At 52.7% G+C, this 21,620-nt stretch carries 21 protein-coding genes; 9 read left to right on the top strand and 12 right to left on the bottom strand.

Going from position 1 to position 21,620, the window contains the following annotated elements:
- Positions 1-48: 48 nt before the first annotated feature.
- Positions 49-1,986 (bottom strand): acyltransferase family protein, encoded by a 1,938-nt coding sequence (locus FD07_RS01460; RefSeq protein WP_020088486.1) that lies wholly within the window; start codon positions 1,984-1,986, stop codon positions 49-51.
- Between the two features lie 989 nt (positions 1,987-2,975).
- Here FD07_RS01460 and add point away from each other — a divergent pair.
- From add to FD07_RS01440, 3 genes are all read left to right on the top strand, one after another.
- Positions 2,976-4,016, top strand: coding sequence for an adenosine deaminase (gene add / locus FD07_RS01450; RefSeq protein WP_020088484.1), 1,041 nt, complete (start codon positions 2,976-2,978; stop codon positions 4,014-4,016).
- A gap of 78 nt (positions 4,017-4,094) precedes the next feature.
- Positions 4,095-4,919, top strand: coding sequence for a site-specific integrase (locus tag FD07_RS01445; protein ID WP_020088483.1), 825 nt, complete (start codon positions 4,095-4,097; stop codon positions 4,917-4,919).
- Between the two features lie 66 nt (positions 4,920-4,985).
- The gene (locus FD07_RS01440) at positions 4,986-5,840 is read left to right on the top strand and encodes a polysaccharide deacetylase family protein (protein ID WP_020088482.1); all 855 of its coding nucleotides are present in this window, start codon (positions 4,986-4,988) and stop codon (positions 5,838-5,840) included.
- A gap of 802 nt (positions 5,841-6,642) precedes the next feature.
- Here the strand turns inward: FD07_RS01440 and FD07_RS12565 are convergent.
- Complete coding sequence (locus tag FD07_RS12565) at positions 6,643-7,281, bottom strand: helix-turn-helix transcriptional regulator (protein ID WP_020088480.1); 639 nt, start codon at positions 7,279-7,281, stop codon at positions 6,643-6,645.
- A 358-nt stretch (positions 7,282-7,639) separates the two neighbouring features.
- Between FD07_RS12565 and FD07_RS01425 the strand changes: the two genes are divergently transcribed.
- Positions 7,640-9,364, top strand: coding sequence for a hypothetical protein (locus FD07_RS01425; protein ID WP_020088479.1), 1,725 nt, complete (start codon positions 7,640-7,642; stop codon positions 9,362-9,364).
- A gap of 119 nt (positions 9,365-9,483) precedes the next feature.
- On the opposite strand, the gene FD07_RS01420 is transcribed toward FD07_RS01425, so the two are convergent.
- A complete protein-coding gene (locus FD07_RS01420; RefSeq protein WP_155823022.1) occupies positions 9,484-9,741 on the bottom strand; it encodes a hypothetical protein in 258 nt (85 codons plus the stop codon).
- Between the two features lie 374 nt (positions 9,742-10,115).
- Here FD07_RS01420 and FD07_RS01415 point away from each other — a divergent pair, with 374 nt between their 5' ends.
- Positions 10,116-10,388: a hypothetical protein gene (locus FD07_RS01415; RefSeq protein WP_020088477.1), complete on the top strand. Its 273-nt coding sequence runs from the start codon at positions 10,116-10,118 to the stop codon at positions 10,386-10,388.
- 174 nt (positions 10,389-10,562) lie between these two features.
- Positions 10,563-11,126 (top strand): L,D-transpeptidase, encoded by a 564-nt coding sequence (locus FD07_RS01410; protein ID WP_020088476.1) that lies wholly within the window; start codon positions 10,563-10,565, stop codon positions 11,124-11,126.
- 338 nt (positions 11,127-11,464) lie between these two features.
- Here FD07_RS01410 and FD07_RS01400 read toward each other — a convergent pair whose 3' ends face one another.
- From FD07_RS01400 to FD07_RS01385, 4 genes are all read right to left on the bottom strand, one after another.
- Positions 11,465-12,052 (bottom strand): DapH/DapD/GlmU-related protein, encoded by a 588-nt coding sequence (locus FD07_RS01400; protein WP_020088474.1) that lies wholly within the window; start codon positions 12,050-12,052, stop codon positions 11,465-11,467.
- Positions 12,053-12,088: 36 nt separating this feature from the next.
- A complete protein-coding gene (locus FD07_RS01395; protein ID WP_020088473.1) occupies positions 12,089-12,997 on the bottom strand; it encodes an amidohydrolase family protein in 909 nt (302 codons plus the stop codon).
- Positions 12,998-13,008: 11 nt separating this feature from the next.
- On the bottom strand, positions 13,009-13,650 hold the full coding sequence (locus FD07_RS01390) for an NAD(P)H-binding protein (protein ID WP_020088472.1): 642 nt from the start codon (positions 13,648-13,650) through the stop codon (positions 13,009-13,011).
- An 80-nt stretch (positions 13,651-13,730) separates the two neighbouring features.
- Entirely contained in the window at positions 13,731-14,111 is a 381-nt protein-coding gene (locus FD07_RS01385) for a DUF2255 family protein (RefSeq protein WP_020088471.1), read from the bottom strand.
- Between the two features lie 116 nt (positions 14,112-14,227).
- Here FD07_RS01385 and FD07_RS01380 point away from each other — a divergent pair, with 116 nt between their 5' ends.
- The gene (locus FD07_RS01380; protein WP_020088470.1) at positions 14,228-15,109 is read left to right on the top strand and encodes a LysR family transcriptional regulator; all 882 of its coding nucleotides are present in this window, start codon (positions 14,228-14,230) and stop codon (positions 15,107-15,109) included.
- A gap of 63 nt (positions 15,110-15,172) precedes the next feature.
- On the opposite strand, the gene FD07_RS01375 is transcribed toward FD07_RS01380, so the two are convergent.
- A complete protein-coding gene (locus tag FD07_RS01375) occupies positions 15,173-15,754 on the bottom strand; it encodes a sugar O-acetyltransferase (protein ID WP_020088469.1) in 582 nt (193 codons plus the stop codon).
- Positions 15,755-16,005: 251 nt separating this feature from the next.
- Here FD07_RS01375 and FD07_RS01370 point away from each other — a divergent pair, with 251 nt between their 5' ends.
- A complete protein-coding gene (locus FD07_RS01370) occupies positions 16,006-16,692 on the top strand; it encodes a MucBP domain-containing protein (RefSeq protein ID WP_020088468.1) in 687 nt (228 codons plus the stop codon).
- A 149-nt stretch (positions 16,693-16,841) separates the two neighbouring features.
- On the opposite strand, the gene FD07_RS01365 is transcribed toward FD07_RS01370, so the two are convergent.
- From FD07_RS01365 to FD07_RS01350, 4 genes are all read right to left on the bottom strand, one after another.
- The gene (locus tag FD07_RS01365; protein WP_020088467.1) at positions 16,842-17,687 is read right to left on the bottom strand and encodes an aldo/keto reductase family protein; all 846 of its coding nucleotides are present in this window, start codon (positions 17,685-17,687) and stop codon (positions 16,842-16,844) included.
- A 173-nt stretch (positions 17,688-17,860) separates the two neighbouring features.
- Positions 17,861-18,220, bottom strand: coding sequence for a hypothetical protein (locus tag FD07_RS01360; protein WP_020088466.1), 360 nt, complete (start codon positions 18,218-18,220; stop codon positions 17,861-17,863).
- A 130-nt stretch (positions 18,221-18,350) separates the two neighbouring features.
- A complete protein-coding gene (locus tag FD07_RS01355) occupies positions 18,351-18,602 on the bottom strand; it encodes a hypothetical protein (protein ID WP_020088465.1) in 252 nt (83 codons plus the stop codon).
- An 86-nt stretch (positions 18,603-18,688) separates the two neighbouring features.
- Positions 18,689-20,344: an FAD-dependent oxidoreductase gene (locus tag FD07_RS01350; RefSeq protein ID WP_020088464.1), complete on the bottom strand. Its 1,656-nt coding sequence runs from the start codon at positions 20,342-20,344 to the stop codon at positions 18,689-18,691.
- A gap of 567 nt (positions 20,345-20,911) precedes the next feature.
- Here FD07_RS01350 and FD07_RS01345 point away from each other — a divergent pair.
- Positions 20,912-21,613: an ABC transporter ATP-binding protein gene (locus tag FD07_RS01345; RefSeq protein ID WP_020088463.1), complete on the top strand. Its 702-nt coding sequence runs from the start codon at positions 20,912-20,914 to the stop codon at positions 21,611-21,613.
- The last annotated feature ends 7 nt before the right edge of the window (positions 21,614-21,620 follow it).

The following is a 21,620-nucleotide window of genomic DNA, read 5'->3' as shown; positions in this document are numbered from 1 at the left end:
CAAAAGAGTCAGCTCCAATCGGAACTGACTCCCTAAAAAACTTAACTATTACTGATTAGCCTTCGCAATTGCCTTGGCGATCAACGAGGTGTAGTGCCGGTTCCCGTAGTTATTCGGATGCACGTGATCACTGACGAACCACTTGGGTTGATCCTTAGCCGTCGCGTACCAGTCGATCACGTGGACGTTATGGTATTTATCCGCGGTCTTGGCAATTCGATTGTTCACGGAATTCTGCCACTCACGCGTTGGCACATGGGCCGTAACCCAGAAGATTTGATGATCCGGGCCGATAGCGTGAACGATAGCATCGGCCTGTTCCGGTGTCACGTAACCATTCGTCCCAATATTGATCAAGACGTTCTTCGCCAGCTGACCTTGCTGGGCCATTCCCACGATGATGTCGTGCATATCGGCCGCCTGCCGGCCAACCTTACCATTAACGATGGCGCCTGGAAAGACATCCTGCAAATCGCCGGAGTCGTCCAACAAGACGGAGTCTCCGATTGCGGTCAATGGTGTCTGCTTGCTATTTAAGACTTCATCTGGCGTCAGATAGTAATACTTCGCTAATTTCTGATTAGCCTTCGACAACTTGGAAAAAGCAACCTCAGTGTCGTGCTTCTTCTTGGATGAAGCCGCCGCCAAAGCTTTCTGCTTCTTCACGGCCGCCGCATTCTTTTTCTTCGTCGCCGCCTGCCGCGCGGTGATAGTCTGTTGCAGCGCCGTTGGCTTGGCTGCTGCGGGCTGTTGCACGAATCCCACGGCCGTCAGTCCAAAGAGTAACGCCGCAACCACACCCAGGGTATTCGCCAAGCGGTGCGCCTTGGGTTGCTGAAAGTACCGCACAACGTCTCCCGTTAACTGCCCATAATGGTAGTGTCGCATCGGATTTTCAATCCACCGGTAACTGAGCTCGGTGACCAGTAAGATCAGAGCCACCTCAATCAGCGCATGAAACAGCGGGTGGTTCCCAATGTTGACCTTAGATTCGTAAAAAATCATCACTGGAAATTGGTAGAGGTAGATGCCATAGCTTCGTTTACCCACATAGCTAAACGCCCGATTCGTCAGGATGCGATTCATATCGCTCCCGGGATGGGCCACCGTGCCGACCAGAATGCCGGACAGCACCGTGAACCAGAACATCCCACCACGATAGGTACTGACCGCTTGCCCGTTCATGGTAAAGAAGAGGTAAACCAGCGCCAACAACGAAGCACCCCCGACAATATTCAGCGTCAATCGTTGTTGCCGCCCGATGTCAGCGTTTAATTTATGCGCCGGCCAAACAAAGGCCATCCCCGCACCAATCAAAATCGCAAACATCCGTGTATCGGTCCCGTAGTAGGCCCGGTTGGGGTTGTTAGGACTGTACAACACGGCCATCGCAATCGCCGAAGCCACGGCAACCGCCATGAGAATACCCAGTCGTTGCGACTTCTTGTGCACAAACAACAAGAGTCCCAACACCACCAGCGGCCAAATCAGGTAAAATTGTCCCTCAATTGATAGCGACCACAGGTGCGTAAACGGTGATTCACCGCTAAAACGGTCAAAGTATGACTGGCCGTGATTGATTTCAAACCAGTTGTAGCCGTAAATCAGGTTGGTCATGACCGTTCCTCGGATATTAACCAGCAAACTTCGCTGAAACAGCGTGATGTAGGCCGTTGTCCCGAGAATCATGGTCACCAGCGCCGGATACAACCGTTTCAGCCGCCGCCCGTAAAAGCCCAGAATATCAATGTGATTCTGTGAGTCAAACTCCTGAATCAATAAATATGTAATTAAATATCCTGAAACGACGAAGAAGATTGGCACCCCTAAGTACCCACCCTGTAAGGTGGATGGCGCCAAATGGTAAATAATGACCCCCAAAACGGCCAACGTCCGGATACCATCGAAACCGGTGATATACCGCCGCTTGCCCGACTGGCGCGCGCGTATCCCCATCCGCGTCAGTTCCGTGTTAAAATGATTCATCGCAATTACTCCTTCTCTTCAACGCTGCCATTACTCCCCCAGGCTAAACGTGTATCGTGCGCCTTACCGGACAGTGAAAATGAATCGTGACGCTGTGGGCGGACGCCCAGAGCCAAAGAACGGTCTCTGGACTTGCTTGGAGCCTCTGTGAACCGAGTCTTCAAGGCACCAATTCTCTAAATGGTAAAACCCACCATTAAGAGAATTCCCACGGCTGAATTCATTTTCACCGTCCTCACGGCTAACACACGTTCAACCCAATAAGTCCACCCCAACTGGCGGCTACCACACAGACAAGCCAAGATTCTGGCACACAGGCTTAACTTGCGGCCGACTGGACCCTCGACCGCTTTAGGTAGTTCACCCAACAGCAACTACCTATCCTCTTAATTAATATTAATTTTTTAATTGAGTTATCGTGCCAATACTCCGGCACACGGGGGATTTGTTAACCCCCTGACGATTACATCAATTCTATAATGTTTAGCCCCCAGACACAACGTTTTTTAACGAAATTTCACATTTGTAAAATTTGCAATCCAACCGTCACGTATTAATGGCGACAAACCGCAAGAAGTCGCGGTTTTAGGCGGTCGGTTTGTTCACTAACTTTCCCTTGTCAATCTAATAAAAATGGAAAAAATTTATTAACTAACGAAACAGTCCTTAAATCGGATGCCAAACCCGCATGACCACGGGCTAAATCCACCTAAGCCGTGAGGGTGGTGCAAATAAACCCAGCCGTGGGAATGTTCTTAGCGGCGGGTTTGGCCGCTTAGAACATTGGTGTCTTTGAAACTCGGCTCTCAGAGGTTCAAAGACAAGTCCGGAGACCGTCCTTTGGCTCCGGGCGTCCGCCCACAGCGTTCCGGTTTATTTGCACCGCCCGGCAAGGCGCCAAAGGGTAAATTTATCCCGTAAGGTCGCGTAGTTAAGCGCTATCATGGTATACTGGAAGGAAGCTACATATTCCAAAGGAGGACCTTGCCATGTCTCAAGTTAACCCTTTTACCGCAGACGCCGTTCGTCAGTATCCGAAAGTTGAGTTGCACTGTCATCTCGACGGCTCGATCTCGCTACCCGCACTACGGAAGATGGCGGCCGTTACCGGTGCCGAGTTGCCAGCCAGCGACGCGGAGCTCCGGACATTGGTATCGGCACCCATTGATACGGTCAGTTTGATTGATTACTTAAAGCGATTCCAGGTCGTAACCGATCTGATGCAAACGCCGGAACAGCTCCGGATTGCTGGTTACGATATGGTCCAGACCGCTGCAGAAGACGGTCTGATTTACTTAGAAACGCGGTTTGCCCCTGCTATTTTCACTGAAAAGGGGCTTTCCATTCGTGAAGCCATTGCCGCCACATTGGAAGGCCTACACGCCGGCTCCGCTGAGTTTGGGATTCCGGTCAATGCCATCATCTGCGCAATGCGCGACCGACCCCTAGACGAGTGTATCGAAGTCTTCCAAACCGCGGCCGACTTCAAGCACGAGGGCGTCGTTGGCCTAGACTTCGCGGGCGACGAGTACAACCACCCTACGATTGACCTGGTTGACGCCATCCGTGCGGGCCAGGCAACTGGCCTCCCATTCACGGTCCACGCTGGTGAGGCTGGCCCCGTCGATAATGTCGTAGTCGCCCTGACCATGGGAGCTAAACGCATCGGCCACGGGGTCCACATGAGTGGCTTCCCCGCTGCAATCGCGCAAACCAAAGCAGCTGGGGCCACCATTGAAATCTGTCCGACGAGCAATATCCAGACGAAAGCCGTTCAAAGCTGGAGCGACTTCCCCCTATCGGAATTTCTCAGTGCCGGCTTGAAGGTCACGGTCAACACCGACGATCGCACCGTCTCCAACGTTACCCTAACCGATGAATTTATCACGCTCCGTAAGCAGTTCGGCCTGAACTGGTCTCTGCTGGAACGCCTAACACTCAACGCCATCGACGCTGCCTTTATCGATGATGATCAGAAGGAACATTTACGCGAAAAGGTTCTGGCCGCCCGCACCTCAACAACGGCCTAACCCCATCACCACCACGGCTTCACGGTCGTGGTCACTACTCTAAGTTAACGTAATTTTTAGCAAAGGAAGTGTTTTGCCATGTCCCAATCCTATCCGTATCAAGACGCCTTCAACCGCACACTTCAACAACGGGCCATGGCGCAGGCCACTGAAGATGAGTACAACGCGACCCTGACGGACTTTTTCAAATACTTGGAGAACTTCAATCCCACCTACCAGCGAGACCACCGCGTCAATCAACTGCAGACACCCGATGTGGAGCAGTACCTGGCCATGTTGGTCGACGCACGTAAGATTCAGAACCAGACCTACAACAAGGTCTTGTCGCACCTCAACGTCTACTTCAAATTTCTCTTCTCACATAGCTGGACCCCCTACCTGCCGACTCTGGATCTGAAGAGTAAACCCAAGCAGGCCGCCCAACCACTGAACTACCGCTGGGTCGATGACCTCGACAGCTTCCTGGCCGACCCGCGACTCCACGTCTATACCCGGCTGACGCTCCTACTCGTGGCCCAAGGCTATCCGGTACAAGCCTTTCTCCAGCCCAATTTCACGGCCAATCTGAAGACGCAGAGCTGGTCAGCACCGGCGCAACAATTTCTAAATGAACTCCAGGCCTTTCTGGCCCCGCTTCAGCAACGGTTCCAGTCCAACGATTGGTTCCTGAAGCAGCGGGCTGCGGCCGATCCCCACTTAACGTTACCCGGTCTGCATAAATACTTGAAACCAGACGAGGCCATCGTGGGCTTTGCTCTGAGCCCGACCGTGCTGTACCAAGGTTACTTAGTTAACTATCTTCGCCGGCACCCCCAACTTTCCGACCGTGAAGCCATTTCTGCCCTCCATTTGGAGCCAGATTCCATCGACTATTATCGTCGATTGGCCCAGCGCGCAGACTAAATACGTGCCACCAGTCATTGAACCCCCTATACTAAATAGTAAACGAACAAACTGGGGGAATAATCGATGAAAAAGAAATGGTGGTTCTTGGGGGGCTGTCTGGCATTAATTGCGTTGCTGGGTGGCGGATTTGCCTGGAGTCAATCGCGGCCGAATACCACTAGTCATCCGGCACGCCACAACCGAATTCAAAGTCAGGACGCCGAATCCACTGAGGTTAAACCCGTCAAAACTAAACCCTGGATCAAGTTAAAGCAGCCACTCAAGCTGCCTATTTTGATGTATCACAGTATTTCCAGCGGGAATCAGTTACGGGTTCCCAAGGCCCAGTTCGCCAGTGAGATGGCCTACCTCAAGCAGCACCACTACCGGACGCTGACCACAGCTGAGGCGATTCATGCACTCTCGACCAACAGCATTCCGCAGAAGAAGGTCGTCTGGATCACGCTGGACGACGCTTACAAGGACAACCTGACTAACGGTCTGCCGGCACTGAAAAAATACAACCTACACGCGACCATCAACGTCATCACTGGCTTCACCCACAAGAGTAATCACCTGACGCTCGCCGAAATGAAACGGATGAAGGCCACCGGTCACGTGGACTTTGCCAGCCATACCGTTCAGCACTTGAACCTCGATGAATTGACGGCAGCTCAGCAGAAACAGGAACTGGTCAACTCCAAGCAGTGGCTAGATAACCATCTTGATCAGAACACACGGATGTTGTGTTACCCGGCTGGCCGGGCCAACGCCACAACGCGGCGGTTGGCTAAGCAGAGTGGCTACGCGCTGGCACTGACCACACAGGAGGGTGTTGCCACCATGAAACAGGGGCGCTATAACTTGTCGCGGCTGCGGGTCGTTCCCGGCATGAGCACCGCCACCTTCGCCAGCCTCGTCGATGTTACTAATCAATGATCAGATTTGCCCGCCTGCGGTTGCCAGGGATTCTGCCTGCTGTGGGGACCGCCTGCAGCCAAAGGACGGGCTTCCAGCTCGGTTTGAAACCTCGCCAGATTCAGGCGAGTTTCCAAACGCGTCCCACGCTGTAAGACCGGGAAGAACCAATCGCCCAGCNCTTCCAGCTCGGTTTGAAACCTCGCCAGATTCAGGCGAGTTTCCAAACGCGTCCCACGCTGTAAGACCGGGAAGAACCAATCGCCCAGCCTAACACCGTTGTCACGGCTGGCGCCATCCCTGGCCTCCTCCGGCTAAACTGACGTCTAATCTGATATGATTTGAATCTGAACCTGTAGCCGGCAACACAGCATTCGCCAAGATCTTTCAAGAATTGGCAAGCATTGGCTGGACAGCACTCGCTACAGATAAAATCCATCACCAAATAAGCCCCAGCATAGGCCCATTCGGCGATGGATTTATTCGGAAATGTAAGCGGTTCCTATTGTGTCACCCCAGTGTTCGGCGTACAATAAAGGTAATTAGAAACCGGACAGAATCGAGGAGGTCTTTAAAATGGGAAGCGTCGCAACACTTGTTACTTGGTCATTCATGATTGTCTTAATTGGTGCCGAAATTGTGCGGGGCATTTTCATGTTTAAGCATTAATGACCTCCACTCGAAAATAAATGCGTTTAGGGGACTGGCTCAATTGGCTGGTCCTTTTGTTTTGCACCAACGCCAATCTCAAAAAGCACGCCCACCAAACTAGGTCGGTGGGCGTGCTCCTTCGATGATGATCATTATTAATCGGTACGAGTGCCTACCTTTTGGGCTTTGACACTTTGTCTTCTTGCTGTTTAAGCCGGCCCATCACGTGGCCTAGCCAAATCAGTAGCAGTGTCAGCCACCCCACCAGCGTAACGCTGACCAGACTACTGGCAACTGCCGTGGAGACTGGCCACCAGTTGGTCGCAATCAAGGCGCCCGTTGCCGCTAGACTTCCCAGCAATCCCGGTAGCCGACCCCGTCGCCACCGCTGTTCCCATGCTGGCAGGTCACTGAGCTGTTCCGCAAACTTTTGCAGATAAGCAAAACCAACCAAGTTAGCCAACACCGCAGCGATTAAGATGCCGCCACCAAGACGACTGGGCAAAAAGAAAATTAAGATTATTACAAATAAACTGTTCAAGATGAGCATCGCCTGACGGATTGGCCGCAACTTCACCGCGACCTCTGACTTTCGCAAATAATCCAGCATTCCCGTATCTTCCTTAATCAAGCTATCCAATGTCAGTCCGTACAGATTGCTCAGCGTCACCAGACTATCAATGTCCGGATAACTCTTCCCCGTTTCCCAACTTGAAATGGTCTGCCGCGAGACGGCTACCTGCTGGGCCACGGCCTGTTGGGTCAGCTCGTGATCCGCCCGTGCCTGCTTTAACTTTTCCCCGAGTGTCATCGTGTTTCCTCCCTGCATCTATCTGCCCTAACCCTAGCAAATGCCTGCCACTTTGTCACGCTAAGTTTGCTTTCACTGTTGAATTGGCGGGCTTCTGACAGGGGCATCTTTCTTTAATCCATCCGAGCCATCTAGCCAACTGAGAGTCGCCTATCCGGTCTGCTTTGAGACAATCCGCCGCCACTGACATCACAGCCAACGATAGCAATCCCACCATACCGGCCTAAAAGCGCTACCATTATTTCTACCGATTGGGGTGTTCCCCTTTAGTCACATCGCTAAATAGGGTAAACTAGAGAAAGTAGTTATTTTTTACATAATTGGATTTTCGCTGACATTATTTGGAAAGGGTTTTTATATGTTACTAGTCGCTTTCTTCTGTACCCTATCCGCCTTCATCATGGCAATTATGGGAATCGTTCAACGTCCCCAACACTTGCAAATGCTGGCGGGTATCTACATCGTTTACTACGTCATTGCCATTGGCGTGGTCTTCGTCATTTTACCCAGCAAGGCGCTCTTTAGCCTGATCATCATGAACGTCATCAGTGGGGTGCTGTACCTGCCATTTCTGGCGCTCAGCAGTCCCAACGTGGCGGTCGAGACCGGTAGTGGTGACAAACGCCCCCACGTTCGCAGCCAAAATAAAGGCTTGAACGTGGCAGCCGGCTTACTGGCATTGCTCTTTGTCGTCAGCCTCTTTGGGGCCGCTCAGACCAAGTTCGGCGTAAAGCCAGTCTACAACTCCTTGAAGATCAAGACGATGAAGACCGCGCCCCTGCTGGACAAGGACGCGACGCCAATCGCTATCGCACCCAAGACCGTCCGCAACAAGATGAACAAGGCCATGAGTGCCGTGCCTAATACGTCTTACTACAAGCTGGGCGCGCTGCAAACGCAGGTCGTTAAGGGCAAAACCGTCTACATCGCTCCTGTTGAATTCGACGGCTTCTGGCGCTGGCAACGGGCCAAAAAGTCGCCCGGTTACTTCATGATCGACGCCACCAACGTGAACGCTGAACCCCACTTCATTAAGCAATCCATGAAGTACACGCCGAGTGCTTACCTCTTTGAAGACGCGCAACGGGTCATCTACAACCGTTTCCCTGGCTGGGTCCAGGAAGGCCAACCGCAACTCGAAATCAAGGATAGCGGCGAACCCTACTTCATCCAGACCGTCTACAAGGCGCGCGGTGTTTCCAGCCGGATCAATTACAAGAGCCTGCACGTCGTCGTCTTGAACGCCAAGACCGGTGACACCAAGCTCTACTCAGCTGCCGGCGCACCGAAATTCATCAACGAATCCATCGCGTCCTCTACGGCTGCGGAAATGAACGAAATCTTCGGCTGGTACGGTAACGGTTACTTCAACGCCCACTTTAACAAGACCGGCGTGAAGGACCCGAACAGTAACGGGACCGAAGATGGCGTCACGCCCGTTGTGGACAAGCACGGGGACATCTCCTACTTCAATGACTTCACCTCGCCTAAGACCAGCGCGGACTCAACCATGGGTTACTCCATGATCAACGCGCGGACTGGGACACTGACCTACTACACCGGGAAAAACATCGGGGTCATGGACAGTGACGGGGCCAAGAAGATTGCCGAAAAGGAATACGTCGCCCAGAAGTGGTCAGCTACGATGCCGATCATGTACAACATCGACGGCACGCCAACTTGGGTCGTTTCGCTGTTAGACTCCACTGGGGCCTTCCGGAGCTACGCCTACATCAAGGCGGCCGATCAAAGCGTGAAGGCATACGCCACGACGGCAACCCAAGCGCTCGACCAATATCGGGTACAACTCGCCACGGTCGGGTCAACGGCTAGCTCAACGACGAACTCCAAGACCATCAAGCTCAAGGGCACGGTAGAACGGGTCGTCGTCATTCCAAATGGCGATAACCAAAACGTGCTGTTCGCGGTCAAGGGTAACGATACCCTCTGGACGGTCGGTACCGCCGACTATCCTAAGGCTGTGTTAATGAAGACCGGCGACCAAGTCAAACTGACGGGGCGGGTCAACGAGTCCGCTAAGACCGGGACCGTTGAAGCATTCACGAACCAGTCGTTTAAGTAGCCTTACTAATTATCTTGGATGCCACAACGCATTCATCTCAATAGCTTTCAAAAAGCAGGTGCCTCTCCTTATTAGGAGGAGCATCTGCTTTTGCATCTCACTGTATTTCTAAACAACGATTACTTCTTTACGCTACGTCGATCGACAAAAATATCATGCACAATCGCGGCAAAGCCCACTACAATCCCACAGCATAGTACGCTTGCCACCCACCAAGCCCAGTATAGCCAACCGGTTAGGGGCGTTGACACTGACACAAATAAGAGCAGCGTACTCCAGCCAATGACCCCCAGCACCACACCCGCGTAGACGCCATATTTCCCTGTCCACATTCTTTTAGGATGCCTGATGGCGTGAGCAACCACCAATACTGACATTATCAGTAGCACCACGGTAATTAAGAGCTTAATCTCCAACGATTCCCGTAAATTCAGTCCAAAGAATATAGGTAAAAGGAGGCTGAGGAAAATGAAAAAGCAATTTTTTATTGATAGGACCATGACTTGTATTGACCACCTTTAAAGTGAAAGATCCGTCCGCATTTAAACACTTCTCTCTAAATTATACGCTTTTTGAGAGTGAGATTATTAGGTGCTTTCCCCACACAACATCGGCAACGCGACCACCTGGATTATTTCACTGCTAGATGCCACTGGGTCTTCTGGAACTGTACCTATTTCAAGGTGGTGAATTGCTTATTCACCCTGTAACTCAGTGAATGTGCTACGCTAACGCAAGGAGATGATTCCCTTTGACAACTGAAACTACGATCACAGTTACCGTCGACCCACACATTAAGGCCCAAGCCGATAAACTCGCCAAAGCGGCTGGTATAGATTTAAACCAGCTCATTGTCCGCTTCTTAACTGAATTTATTGCATCCGAAAAGTTTCCTTCTGAAATTGCTAAGAGTTCAGAATTCCCTGAAATCTGGCATGACAATCCCGCAAACGTTGCCGCCTTCAATCAGCATATCGGCCACGCTGATGATGGACAAGATCAGGACAATGAGTATCTTGAGTAAGGGGCGTGTTATCACAATCTGTTCTGATGAACTTTCCATGTCATAAAAAGTGAGACTCCGCATCTGCTTAGATAATAAACTGTCTAATAGCTTTAGGTATCATTCGTTTCACGTATTGACAGTCCACCCCCCACCCTTATAGAATTAACAATGTATTCTACAAGGAGGAGTTCCATGCGCAAAACAAAAGTATTCATCGCCGGCCTATTAGCTCTCTTGGGGTTAACCGTTGGTATCACTGCTAGTACAACGACTACCCAGACAGCCACCGCTAGCGCCAAAACCACGAAGGCAGCGAAAACCCCGTCTTGGAAACAACCTTCCGAGAAGAAAGCCTATCCCAATCTGAAGAAGCACAAGAAGGCCTTCATCAAGGTGTCCATCGCCAAGCAGCGCGTGTACATCATGGCTAGCAAGAAGAAAGTGCTCTACACCATGATCTGCTCAACTGGGAAGAAATCATCCCCAACACCAAAGGGAACATTCCACATTCAAAACCGCGGCACGCATTTCTATAACGCCAGTTCCAAGGAAGGCGCCAATTACTGGACGTCCTTCAAGTACTGGGGAACCTACCTCTTTCACTCCGTTCCCGTCAACGCCCACGGTAAGTACGTTGTCAACGAAGCCAAGAAGTTAGGTAAACGGGCTAGTCACGGTTGCGTGCGATTACGGGTTGCCGACGCCCACTGGATTTATAGCCACGTGCCTTACAAGATGAAAGTCGTTATTCACTAATTTAATTGTCAAAAGAACCGATAGCACTCGTTAATTGGGTACTACCGGTTCTTATTTTTATCCGCGATTAGCTAAAACATTTCCAAACTAATTTGCACGATTCGTCCACCAATACCAACCGTCAATCCCTAATAGCAGAATGACCAGCATTGAGATTGCTCCTAGGAATAAGGGATTTAGCGGTTTGACGTTTCCGAATGTGACCATGAGGCCTTCAATGATTGCCGCCCATAAAATGCCCCGAGTTAATAGCTCGGTCAGCTTGTCTTTCGTTGCGTTTTTCATTCTACTGATTCGTTGGCTTCTACTGTATTTTCCTTTACGTGCCAAACGATCACCTAGTTCCGAGATAACGGCGGTAACGTTTCAATGATCCGTGCTGGAACGCCGGCAACGACCATATTATCTGGGACGTCCTTCGTAACCACGGCACCCGCACCGACCACAACGTTATTGCCGATGTGCACGCCGCCGATGATAGTCACGTTGCCCCCAATCCATACGTCGTTGCCGATCAAAATGGGCGCGGTGGTGGTAATCAGGTAGCGACTGCCATCCGGCCGCACGCCGAACCGGTGCATGGCGTCCAGCGCATGACTGCCACAGTACAGCTTCACGTCCGGCGCAATAATGACCCGGTCACCTAGGATGATCTGGTTGGAATCCTGAAACGTACAGTTGCCGTTGATAAAGACATCATCGCCAACCTGGATGTGCACGCCATAGACCGCGCTAAAGTGCCCGTTGATGGTCAAGCGCTGGCCCGTGCGACCAAAGAAATCCTGAATGGCCGCTTGTCGAGCGGCACCCTGGCCCCCATTGATGACCGTGAGCAATTGCTTGCCGCGGGTGATGAGCTGCTGGAGTTCCGGATCCCGGTAATCGTAATCCTGACCCGCCAATAATTTTTCATGTTCCGTCTTCATTTTAAAGTTGCCCCCTGTTGACCTGTCGTTTCAAATCTACGCCATCAGTGTCCGCCAATTGTCGTGGAGGATACCCTGGCGTTGCTGGTCCGTGATGGCCATCACGGAGACGGCCGCTTCAATGACCGCAGTCGGCCCAACCGGTGGAATCCCGAATGGCGAGTCGGTCCCGAAGAGCACGTGGTCACTGCCAAAGAAGTCGACGGCCAGTTCCAACGCCTTAGGATTGCCTAGAATCGCCGTATCCACGTAGAATTTCTGAAAATCGGCATAGTCTGCCGGCCCCTGAATGTACTTGATGCGCTGGCTAAAGTACGGCACCATGGCCCCGGCGTGATGCACGATGACCTTGAGTCCCGGATACTTCCGGAAGTACTTCGCCGCCACGATCCCGTACATCGCCTGCGTCAGCTCGTACTCCCAGCTGAACGTCAGGTTGTTATCCGGCTTGCGCGTATCGAAGACGGGGTGGAGCCAAATTGGGGCACCAATTTCCGCTAATTTGGCAAAAATCGGTTCGTAAACGGGCGCCGTAATCGGTTGTCCCAGCGCCTGCGTAAAGAGTTGCACGCCGACCAAGGCATCACTACCAGCGACCTGCTCATCGATCAGCTTGAGTGCTGCCGGAACGTTATTCATCGGCAGCATGGCCACCCCGGCCGGGAAGATATCCCGGTTAGCCCGGACCGTCGCCGCTAACTCGTCGTTGGCCGACTGGCAGAGTGCCGCGGCCTGCTTGGGATCGACAAAGTCCTCAGGGTTCAGGTTGACCGCCGAGAGAATCTGTTGATGGTCGGCGGGTAAAGAGGCGCGGTGCTTGGCCACATCCGCCAACAGGTCGTTCTTCATATAGGGAAAGTTATCCAGAATGTTGGGCTGAACCGCGTTCATTTGCGCGAGAAACTTAGGCGGTAAAATGTGTGCGAAAACGTCAATGACTGTCATAGGTGTCCCCCTTAAACCCAGCTGGATTGGTCGCCGTCAGTCCCGGGTTTGTCCAAGCCCACACTGGCATTTTGGTAGGTAGCCGGTTGAGTGATGACCTTGAAGGCAAAGTCCACGACACTCTTTCGGGAGACTTCGGTCCCTTTGAAATCTTCACCCAACTGCGTTTCTTCGTAGTCGACTTCGTTCTTGTTCGTCAGCCAAGCCGGACGGATCTCGGTGTAGGTCACACCGGAAGCGACCACCAATTCGACCGTCTTGCGGAACCCGGGCAGAAAGGCACTGATTGCCTGTTCGTTCCACGCGCCAAATTTGCCCGGAACTTCATGCTGCGCTCCCAACGAGCTGATGTAGACCAGCCGACGTTTCCCGGTCTGCGCCATGGCAGCGAGGACACTCTGCATTTGGTCGGCCAAGTCCGTACCACCCAGGTTAGAATAAATAACTTCTGCATCGGCCATGCTCTTGGCCACCAACGCTGTGTCCTTAATGTCGCCGTCAACGAGGGTTACCCGGTCGTTTGTCGCGTATTGATTCAACCGCGAGGCATCGCGCAGGAACAGCGTCAAAGTCGCCGTCGTTTCGTTGAGTAACCGTTCCGTTACCAGTTGTGCCATGGCGCCATGTGCGCCGACAATCATTATCTTTGTCATTTCGTTATCCTCCAATTTGGCTTACGTGTTCATCATGCCGCAATTTCACTAAAAATCATACCGAAATCGTCAAAAATCTATCAAATTGGTTGAATTTCAACCGTCGCGGATTGTGGGCCCGCCTGTAACATTGGTAGCAGGTAGCCACTGCCCGCGTATTTCTGCCGATATGCCGCGTCGATTTGCTCGGTTACGGCGCTATCGGCTGAAGTTGCGGCAAACCTGACCTGAAAATTACAGCCGGCCAGGTGAATACGCCCGCGTTGCTGCCGAATCGCCGCCTGATACCACGAGGAACGCTGGCCATTCCAGGCCCGCGCGTACAGGTGCTCGCCCACGACAACCGACCAGACCCAGGTCGGCGTGCCACAGGTTCGACCGTCGTCGTACAGTGGGGACACCTGTAGGTCATCCGCAACCGCAAAACCCTGTAACCGTTGCGGCGTCCATTTTTCCAGCATCACGCTACCTCCCTTCCTTGTCACCTCATAGGTCCATCCTATGGCTTGACTTCCGGCATGTCGAATGCTTAGATTAGATTGAGTGCTATACAAATTAGTTATAGGAGCTGAGTGCCATGGAATTACGCGTTCTCCGTTACTTCTTGATGATCGTTCAGGAAAAGACTATCAGTAAGGCCTCGGCCCGTTTGCACGTATCGCAGCCGACTGTCTCCCGCCAGTTAAAGGAACTAGAAGAAGAGCTGGGGACGACTCTCTTTACGCGCGGCAATCGGACCATTCAGCTGACCCCGGATGGCGAATATTTCGCTAACCAGGCGCGCCAGATTCTCTCCCTGACCGATAAGACCCTGACGAACATTCATCAGGAAACGGACATCAGCGGCGCCATCTACGTGGGAAGTGCGGAGGCCCGCAGCGTGCTGACGGTTGCGCAGGCCATCGGCCACCTCAATCAGCAGCATCCCCACGTTCAGATTCACCTCGTCAGTACCGATGCCAGCGACATTCATAGCCAACTGACCTCTGGCGTCTTCGACTTCGGCGTGGTCATGGACCCCACGGACAAGAGTGACTATGACTTCCTGCGGCTCCCGGGTGAAAGTCGCTGGGGGTTGCTCGTCCAAAACAGTTCGCCCCTAGCCCAACAGGCTACCGTGAGTCTGGATGACGTGGCGCAGACGCGGCTGATTCTCCCCCAACAGGGCGGTAGCGCGCGGATTCACGCCGTCTTCGGTCTCACCCAAGAGGATCTGAATGTCGCGGCCACCTACAACCTGCTGTATAACGCATCACTGCTGGTATCCGCCGGCGTGGGGAATGCGCTGGGATTGGATGGCATCGTCAATACCAACCAGTCCGACCTGACCTTCGTCCCACTGGCGCCCCGGACATCTTCCGGATCGAGTCTGGTCTGGCTGAAGGGCCAGCGCCTGTCTGCGGCAGCACAAGCACTGTTGGCCCAGGTCCGTGCAGAGCTGACGCCGACTGAAAATTAAAACGGATTATGACTTTAGGAGCTGGCACTTGTCAGCTCCTTTTTAATTCGCCACGAAGTCAGCCTAGTCAGTCGGCGCGCCCTTCACCCGACGCAACACCCGCGCCGGCGTACCCACGACCACCATATTCGCGGGGACATCCTTGGTCACTACTGCTCCGGCGCCCACAATGGCATTCTCACCAACGGTCACCCCGGGCAGCACCGTTGCCCCGGCGCCAATCCAGGCATTCTGTTCAATGTGAATGGCTTTGGCCTGAACGTCCCGGCGATGGGCCGGATCCTCGAGATGGTTGACCGTTACCAGCGTGGCGCGGGGACCAATCAGTGCGCCCGCGCCCAAGTAGATGCCGCCTAGGTCCACGAACATGACATCCTGGTTCACGTAGACATCCTCACCGATAAAGATATGCGGTCCGAAGTCGCTGTGCACTGGCGCGTTGATCTCCGCAGATTCTGGCACGCTATACCCCACGACCTGACTGAGCGTGACGCGCCGCTGGGCTGGCGTCTGGTCCCTTTGGTTAAATTGTTTCAAGAGTTTCTGCGTGCGTTGGACCGTTTCGTCGATCTCCCGGAAATCCTCACCGGAAAAGTCGAGTGGCAAGCCCTGTAGCGCCCGCTGAAAGATAGTTGGTTCTGTCATTAAAATAGCTCCTTTACTTATTTCTTGATGATGCCTAGTATAGTGACCCGCTCGTTCTATATCCAATACCTATTTCGAATGCTGTCCTATAGTCACTAGGTATAGTCTGTCTACTCAGCCAGCAACCGTCCTTATACTTACTACTAATGTAAAAATACCGATTTCTGTCTCACCCTTTCGGCGAACTTTACTTTTTCTTAACTAGAAGTGGTAAGCTTTAAACAACGACTCACACAACGGGGGGAATTAGCATGCGGAAGAATTGGGGACTCATTATCGGCATAATACTTGGATTGGGACTAAGTTGGGGGCTGATTCAGGGACAGGCCGCCAGTAAACAGGGTAAGGTCATCGTTTACTACCGGTATAATGAATCGAACAAACATCCCAAGCGGATGAGCAATTACATCGTGAAGACGCTGCATGGCCGCATTGGCCAACACTACACGACTAAGGCTAAGGATCTGTTGAAAGGTGGCGGCGGTTGGGTGTTGCGTTACCATTCCGCCACCGCCTCTGGCAAGTTCAAGGCGAAGACGATCAAGGTCTACTATGATTACCAGATTGACAGCGAAAAAGATTATGAACACGCCGGCGGTGCCGATACCTTTACTGACCGCACAGCTGATCATCGATTACTCATCTTGGATCAAAACCACAAGAATTGGGCAGATACCACAATCGAACGTGACACTTATAAAAAGCCAGTCTACGATGTGACGTACAGTTCGCCTGACGAGCATCAGATTACGCATACTTACCGTTTTGGCAAGACTTACGTTTATCGTGACCATGAAAAGGACGTCTATACACTGACACTAAGTCCTCAGGGTGACATTACACTGCAACAGGCGTGGACGACTAAGAAGGGCACCCATCACGTAGAGACGACCAAGGTTTCCCATACTGGGAAGTATCTGTCCTATCACGTTAAGTAGCTTTCACAACGATGGGGAGAGCCACTATTTGCGATAATCATCGCCACCTGACCGCTCAAAAAAAGCGTTGGTACTTCCAAGTTTGGAAGCACCAACGCTTTTTAGTTTACTCACAAATTTGGTACCAACTAGGCTTGTTCAACCCGATACTAGTCACCCACTGGATGCCAGCCATTAGGATCCGATAACCGGTCGAGAAAGGCCATGTCCTTGTCGTTGATCTCAAAGTCCAGCTCCGTGTTAGCCTGAACGTGGGCCATGGAACGGCCCTTAGGTAGCGGTGCCACGCCCTTTTGGACGATATAGCGCAGGGCTAACTGTGGAATCGACACGTCATAACTACCGGCGACTCGTTCCAGCTCGGGACTGTCGACTAACCCACCCGTTGCCAGTGGGGAGTAAGCCTGAACCGTGATGTCATGGGCTTTCGCCGTCTTCACGATGGACGTCTGCGTGTGACCCACGTAGTATTGAATCTGGTCAACGGCCGGCTTAACGGCTAAGCCATCCCAAGTTAACAGGTTTTCCAGATCGTGGGAATTGAAGTTGGAGACCCCCACCGACTTGGCCTGACCACTGGCATAGATATCCTGCATGGCGCGCCAAACGTCGCGGTTCTCGGCATCGTGGTTGGACCCCATTTGTGCCCATGGCCACGGCGCGTGGATGATGTAAGAATCCACGTAGTCGAGGTCCAAAGCGGCTAGACTGCTCTTAAAGTCGGCCATTGCCGCGTCGTAGGACTTGGATTCAGCGGGCAACTTGGTCTGTACGAAGATATCTTCGCGGGCCACATTGCTGTCTCGTAAGGCTTCGCCGACACTCTGCTCGTTATTGTAGGCCTTGGCGGTATCGATAAAGCGGTAGCCGGCCTTTAAGGCATTGCTGACGGCATCGTAGGTCTCCTTACCGGGCCGCGTTTGCCAGGTCCCAAATCCAACCTTGGGCATCTTAAGACCATTATTCAGTGTAAAAGTATCCGTAATTGTTGGCATAGCTCATCCTCCATTTTTTAACTGATGGGTTCATTCTAGTCCCTTAGTCCCACTCGAAGGCAAATCATTTGTTTCCTGATTTTCACGATGTTTTGGCCAACGAAAATAGGTCCCCAGAAATCAGCCAACAACTTCTGGAAACCCTTTAGCCATCTAATACTCAGTTACATCAGTTAATCAGCCCGTCCATAGATGATCCAATCGACCCACTGATAGGGAACTAACCCCAGAAACGCCAGCCACACGCACAGGCCAATTAGAAAGACAATGCCATAGAGCGCCAACAAAATTCGTTGACGCGTTGGGAGCTGTCGCCACCCAACATGGTAGGTGTGAATGCCATACGTCAAGACGCCAATGAGCCCAACGAGCCCCCAAACCAATAACCCTATCAAGACCAAAACATCCGGATGAAGCGGGTCGTTTTGGGCCATCAAAACATACCCGTCAATCATCACTACCAACGGTCCCCCGATGGTCAAACAAGCAACGATTCCGGCAATCCACGGCCGAATCTTTGAAAATGTCTGCATATGTACTCCCCCTTAGTGACAGCATGCGCGTTTTGATTTTGACAGTCAACTGCGTTAAGCATTCACTGAACGGGAACACCAAAAAAGGCTGAGATTTATCCCAACCTTAGCTTACGCATTCTAAAGATGCTTACTTTTCCCAGCCACATAGCTTGTAGTGGTGGCTCTTTGCCCATTTCAGCGTCACGTGCTTGAGCTTGCCCGCGTGACTGAGCCCCCGACAATGCTTGGCATAATGGTACTTCTTACCATGGTTCGGCGCAATCCAAACCTTAGAGGCCTTGGCCTCGGCCGTCGTCGTGTGAATGACCATAGGTTCTGCAACCCCGGTCAGCGTAAAGGTAGCGGCAATCAATAGGGCCGCCTTCCGTAGTGTCTTCATGAGTCTCCTCCAAAATAATTGCAAAATGCGTTTCTCTTAATTAATTATATAGGGGGCATATTAAAAATACAATCACCTTTTACGGCTTACCGTTGATAGATCAGGTCTTGCGGCCGTACTGCATGATACAGGGCAAACGCCCCGTCCAGGTTGACCACATCAAAGCCGTGCTGACGCAGAAGCCGTTCGGCAATATAACTCCGCTGCCCACTGAAGCAGCTGACCACGTAAGGTTGCGTCGAATCCAACTCCGTCAACCGCTGGCGCAATTGGTTCAATGGGATATTCCGCGCCCGTTTGAACTCACCATCTGCCAGCTCATCAGTATCCCGGACGTCCAGCACCTGCCGACCAGCCGCCAATGCTGCCGGCAACTGATGCCACTGAATCGTCTTGCTCAGGCCCTCCGCCACGTTCATCGCAACATAGCCCAGCATGTTCACGGGGTCTTTGGCTGAGCCAAACGGTGGCGCATAGGTCAATTCCAGCTCCGGCAGGTCGTCAATCGTCAGATCACCCTTGATGGCCGTGGCCAGTATGTCGATCCGCTTGTCCACACCCTGTTCCCCAACGCCCTGTGCGCCATAGATTTCTCCGGAGTCGGGATTGAAGACCAATTTCAACGTAAGCGGTGTGCTCCCGGGAAAATATCCCGCGTGACTGCCGCCGCGCACGTGAACCACCCGATAGGTGAGACCGGCCTGCTGCGCCTGATACTCGCTGAGACCAGTCGCCGCAGCCGTAAGCTTAAACGCCCGCACGATGGCGGTACCCAAGCTTCCTCGGTTGGGATGGGGCAAGCCGACAATATTATCCGCCACCTGACGGCCCTGGCGATTGGCCGGTGATGCCAGGGGAATCAGCGTCGGTTTGTTGGTCACCTGTTGCTGGACCACGATGGCATCCCCGACCGCATATATATCCGACTCGCTAGTCTGGTACTGCTGATCGACAACGATACCATCGTGAAAGCCCAATCGTAAACCAGCAGCCTTAGCGAGTTGACTGGCCGGCCGCACGCCAACCGCCATAATCGTGAGGTCGGTAGTGAGACGCGTACCATCCGCCAAGACAGCCACCGTGCCAGCATCCTCGAACGATGCAACCGCCTGACCGGTGATGACCCGCACCCCATTACGTGCGAGTTCAGCCTCCACAAACGCCGCCATTTCAGTATCTAGCGGGGGCAATACGTGCGGCGCCTGCTCAACAACCGTCACCTTGAGGCCACTCAATACTAGATTCTCGGCGACCTCTAACCCAATAAAGCCACCACCCACGACTAGCACGCGCTGAGTGGATTCGGCCTGGATTCCGGTCATAATCTGGTCGAGGTCGGGGATACTCCGCAAAGCATAGATGTTCTTAGCGCCCACGATGCCCGGCAAATCCGGCATGATTGGCTGCGCACCCGGCGCCAGAATCAAGCGGTCATAGGACTCACGCGTGAGCTGCCCCGCATAGCAAACAATGACCTCGTGGCTGTCAGGCAGGATCTGGGTGACCTCATGGTTCGGTCGCACGTCCAGTTTAAAGCGCTGCTGTAACTTCTCTGGCGTTTGAACCACCAAGTCAGCGTGATTGCTGATTTCACCAGACAGATAAAATGGCAACCCGCAGTTGGCAAACGACACGTAAGGCCCTTTATCAAACACGATAATCTCAGCGTCTTCATCCAACCGCCGCAGTCGAGTTGCGGCCGACATCCCGCCGGCCACTCCACCAATAATGACGACTTTCATCCACAAAACTTCCTTCCGTTTCCAATTGATACCCCAACCGGTATCTCTGCGCCAAGTATACCGGACCCAGTTAGATTTTCAAGCGTTTTTGAAAACGTTTCCCGTTGCGTCCACCCTGGTTTCCGCCTACAATTGGATTAATGTCTGGATTGTATATTGTCGCCTGCGGTTGTCAGAGATTCCGCCTGCTGTGGGGACCGCCTACAGCCAAAGAACGGGCTTCCGGCTCGCCTGGAAACCTCGTTAAGACCCACGAGTTTCCCAGGTCGTCCCATGGTGTAAGACCAGGAAGAAACAATCGCCCGGTCTAACGCCATTGTCACGGCCGGCTACATCTCTGGCCTCCTCCGGCTAAGCTAACATACAATCCCACGATTAGTCACTTTCCATCGTAGTTAGACATTTCTGAATACGCTCTGAGTCAACGCTTATAAGAACTATCTGTAATGTTTGAAAGACCTACCCTGTTCAGAATCTCTTACCAATCTTATTGATTAGCGGAATCCCTGGCAGCCGCAGGCGACAACAACTGTTACCAACAAAATAGAAGACAAGGAGAATCCAAGTATGGCTTACATAGAAGTTCGCAACGAAACGCGCCAATTTACTCAAGGTGACCAGATCACCACCGCCAACCACGACATCTCCTTTAGTGTCGAGCAGGGAGAGGTCGTCACCATTCTGGGGCCCAGTGGTGCTGGTAAATCTACGCTACTCAACATCCTCGGAGGCATGGACAGTCCCACCAGCGGCCAAGTCCTGATTGATGGCCAAGACATTGCCCAACTGACTGCTAAACAACTCACGACCTACCGGCGCCAGGACGTCGGCTTCGTTTTTCAGTTCTACAACCTCGTCCCCAACCTGACCGCCAGAGAAAATGTCGAACTGGCCTCGCAAATTACTGCGGATGCCCACGACGTCAGCGAGACGCTGGGACTGGTTGGCCTGACCGACCGAGCCGCCAACTTTCCCGCCCAACTCTCCGGGGGTGAACAGCAGCGGGTCGCCATCGCCCGGGCCATTGCCAAGAATCCCAAGCTCCTGCTGTGTGACGAACCGACTGGTGCCTTGGACTATCAGACCGGCAAACAGGTGCTCCAAGTCATTCAGGACGGCGCCCGGCGGACCAATATGACCGTCATCATCGTCACCCACAATAGCGCCATTGCCAAGATGGGCGATCAGGTCATCCACATCAATGACGCTCAGGTCCAATCCGCCCAACGCAACCCACATCCCACACCGGTTGCCGAGATTGAATGGTAGGTGCCGC

The organism is Levilactobacillus parabrevis ATCC 53295, assembly GCF_001434055.1.
Classification (GTDB): domain Bacteria; phylum Bacillota; class Bacilli; order Lactobacillales; family Lactobacillaceae; genus Levilactobacillus; species Levilactobacillus parabrevis.
Note: the sequence above shows the minus strand (reverse complement) of the source record. Positions and strands in the feature narration are given on the sequence as shown.

Excerpts from the sequence above, each read along its gene's own strand:
- FD07_RS01460 (WP_020088486.1), bottom strand. The coding sequence starts at position 1,986 with ATGAATCATTTTAACACGGAACTGACGCGGATGGGGATACGCGCGCGC.
- add (WP_020088484.1), top strand. The coding sequence starts at position 2,976 with ATGTCTCAAGTTAACCCTTTTACCGCAGACGCCGTTCGTCAGTATCCG.
- FD07_RS01445 (WP_020088483.1), top strand. The coding sequence starts at position 4,095 with ATGTCCCAATCCTATCCGTATCAAGACGCCTTCAACCGCACACTTCAA.
- FD07_RS01440 (WP_020088482.1), top strand. The coding sequence starts at position 4,986 with ATGAAAAAGAAATGGTGGTTCTTGGGGGGCTGTCTGGCATTAATTGCG.
- FD07_RS12565 (WP_020088480.1), bottom strand. The coding sequence starts at position 7,281 with ATGACACTCGGGGAAAAGTTAAAGCAGGCACGGGCGGATCACGAGCTG.
- FD07_RS01425 (WP_020088479.1), top strand. The coding sequence starts at position 7,640 with ATGTTACTAGTCGCTTTCTTCTGTACCCTATCCGCCTTCATCATGGCA.
- FD07_RS01420 (WP_155823022.1), bottom strand. The coding sequence starts at position 9,741 with ATGTCAGTATTGGTGGTTGCTCACGCCATCAGGCATCCTAAAAGAATG.
- FD07_RS01410 (WP_020088476.1), top strand. The coding sequence starts at position 10,563 with ATGCGCAAAACAAAAGTATTCATCGCCGGCCTATTAGCTCTCTTGGGG.
- FD07_RS01400 (WP_020088474.1), bottom strand. The coding sequence starts at position 12,052 with ATGAAGACGGAACATGAAAAATTATTGGCGGGTCAGGATTACGATTAC.
- FD07_RS01395 (WP_020088473.1), bottom strand. The coding sequence starts at position 12,997 with ATGACAGTCATTGACGTTTTCGCACACATTTTACCGCCTAAGTTTCTC.
- FD07_RS01390 (WP_020088472.1), bottom strand. The coding sequence starts at position 13,650 with ATGACAAAGATAATGATTGTCGGCGCACATGGCGCCATGGCACAACTG.
- FD07_RS01385 (WP_020088471.1), bottom strand. The coding sequence starts at position 14,111 with ATGCTGGAAAAATGGACGCCGCAACGGTTACAGGGTTTTGCGGTTGCG.
- FD07_RS01380 (WP_020088470.1), top strand. The coding sequence starts at position 14,228 with ATGGAATTACGCGTTCTCCGTTACTTCTTGATGATCGTTCAGGAAAAG.
- FD07_RS01375 (WP_020088469.1), bottom strand. The coding sequence starts at position 15,754 with ATGACAGAACCAACTATCTTTCAGCGGGCGCTACAGGGCTTGCCACTC.
- FD07_RS01370 (WP_020088468.1), top strand. The coding sequence starts at position 16,006 with ATGCGGAAGAATTGGGGACTCATTATCGGCATAATACTTGGATTGGGA.
- FD07_RS01365 (WP_020088467.1), bottom strand. The coding sequence starts at position 17,687 with ATGCCAACAATTACGGATACTTTTACACTGAATAATGGTCTTAAGATG.
- FD07_RS01360 (WP_020088466.1), bottom strand. The coding sequence starts at position 18,220 with ATGCAGACATTTTCAAAGATTCGGCCGTGGATTGCCGGAATCGTTGCT.
- FD07_RS01355 (WP_020088465.1), bottom strand. The coding sequence starts at position 18,602 with ATGAAGACACTACGGAAGGCGGCCCTATTGATTGCCGCTACCTTTACG.
- FD07_RS01350 (WP_020088464.1), bottom strand. The coding sequence starts at position 20,344 with ATGAAAGTCGTCATTATTGGTGGAGTGGCCGGCGGGATGTCGGCCGCA.
- FD07_RS01345 (WP_020088463.1), top strand. The coding sequence starts at position 20,912 with ATGGCTTACATAGAAGTTCGCAACGAAACGCGCCAATTTACTCAAGGT.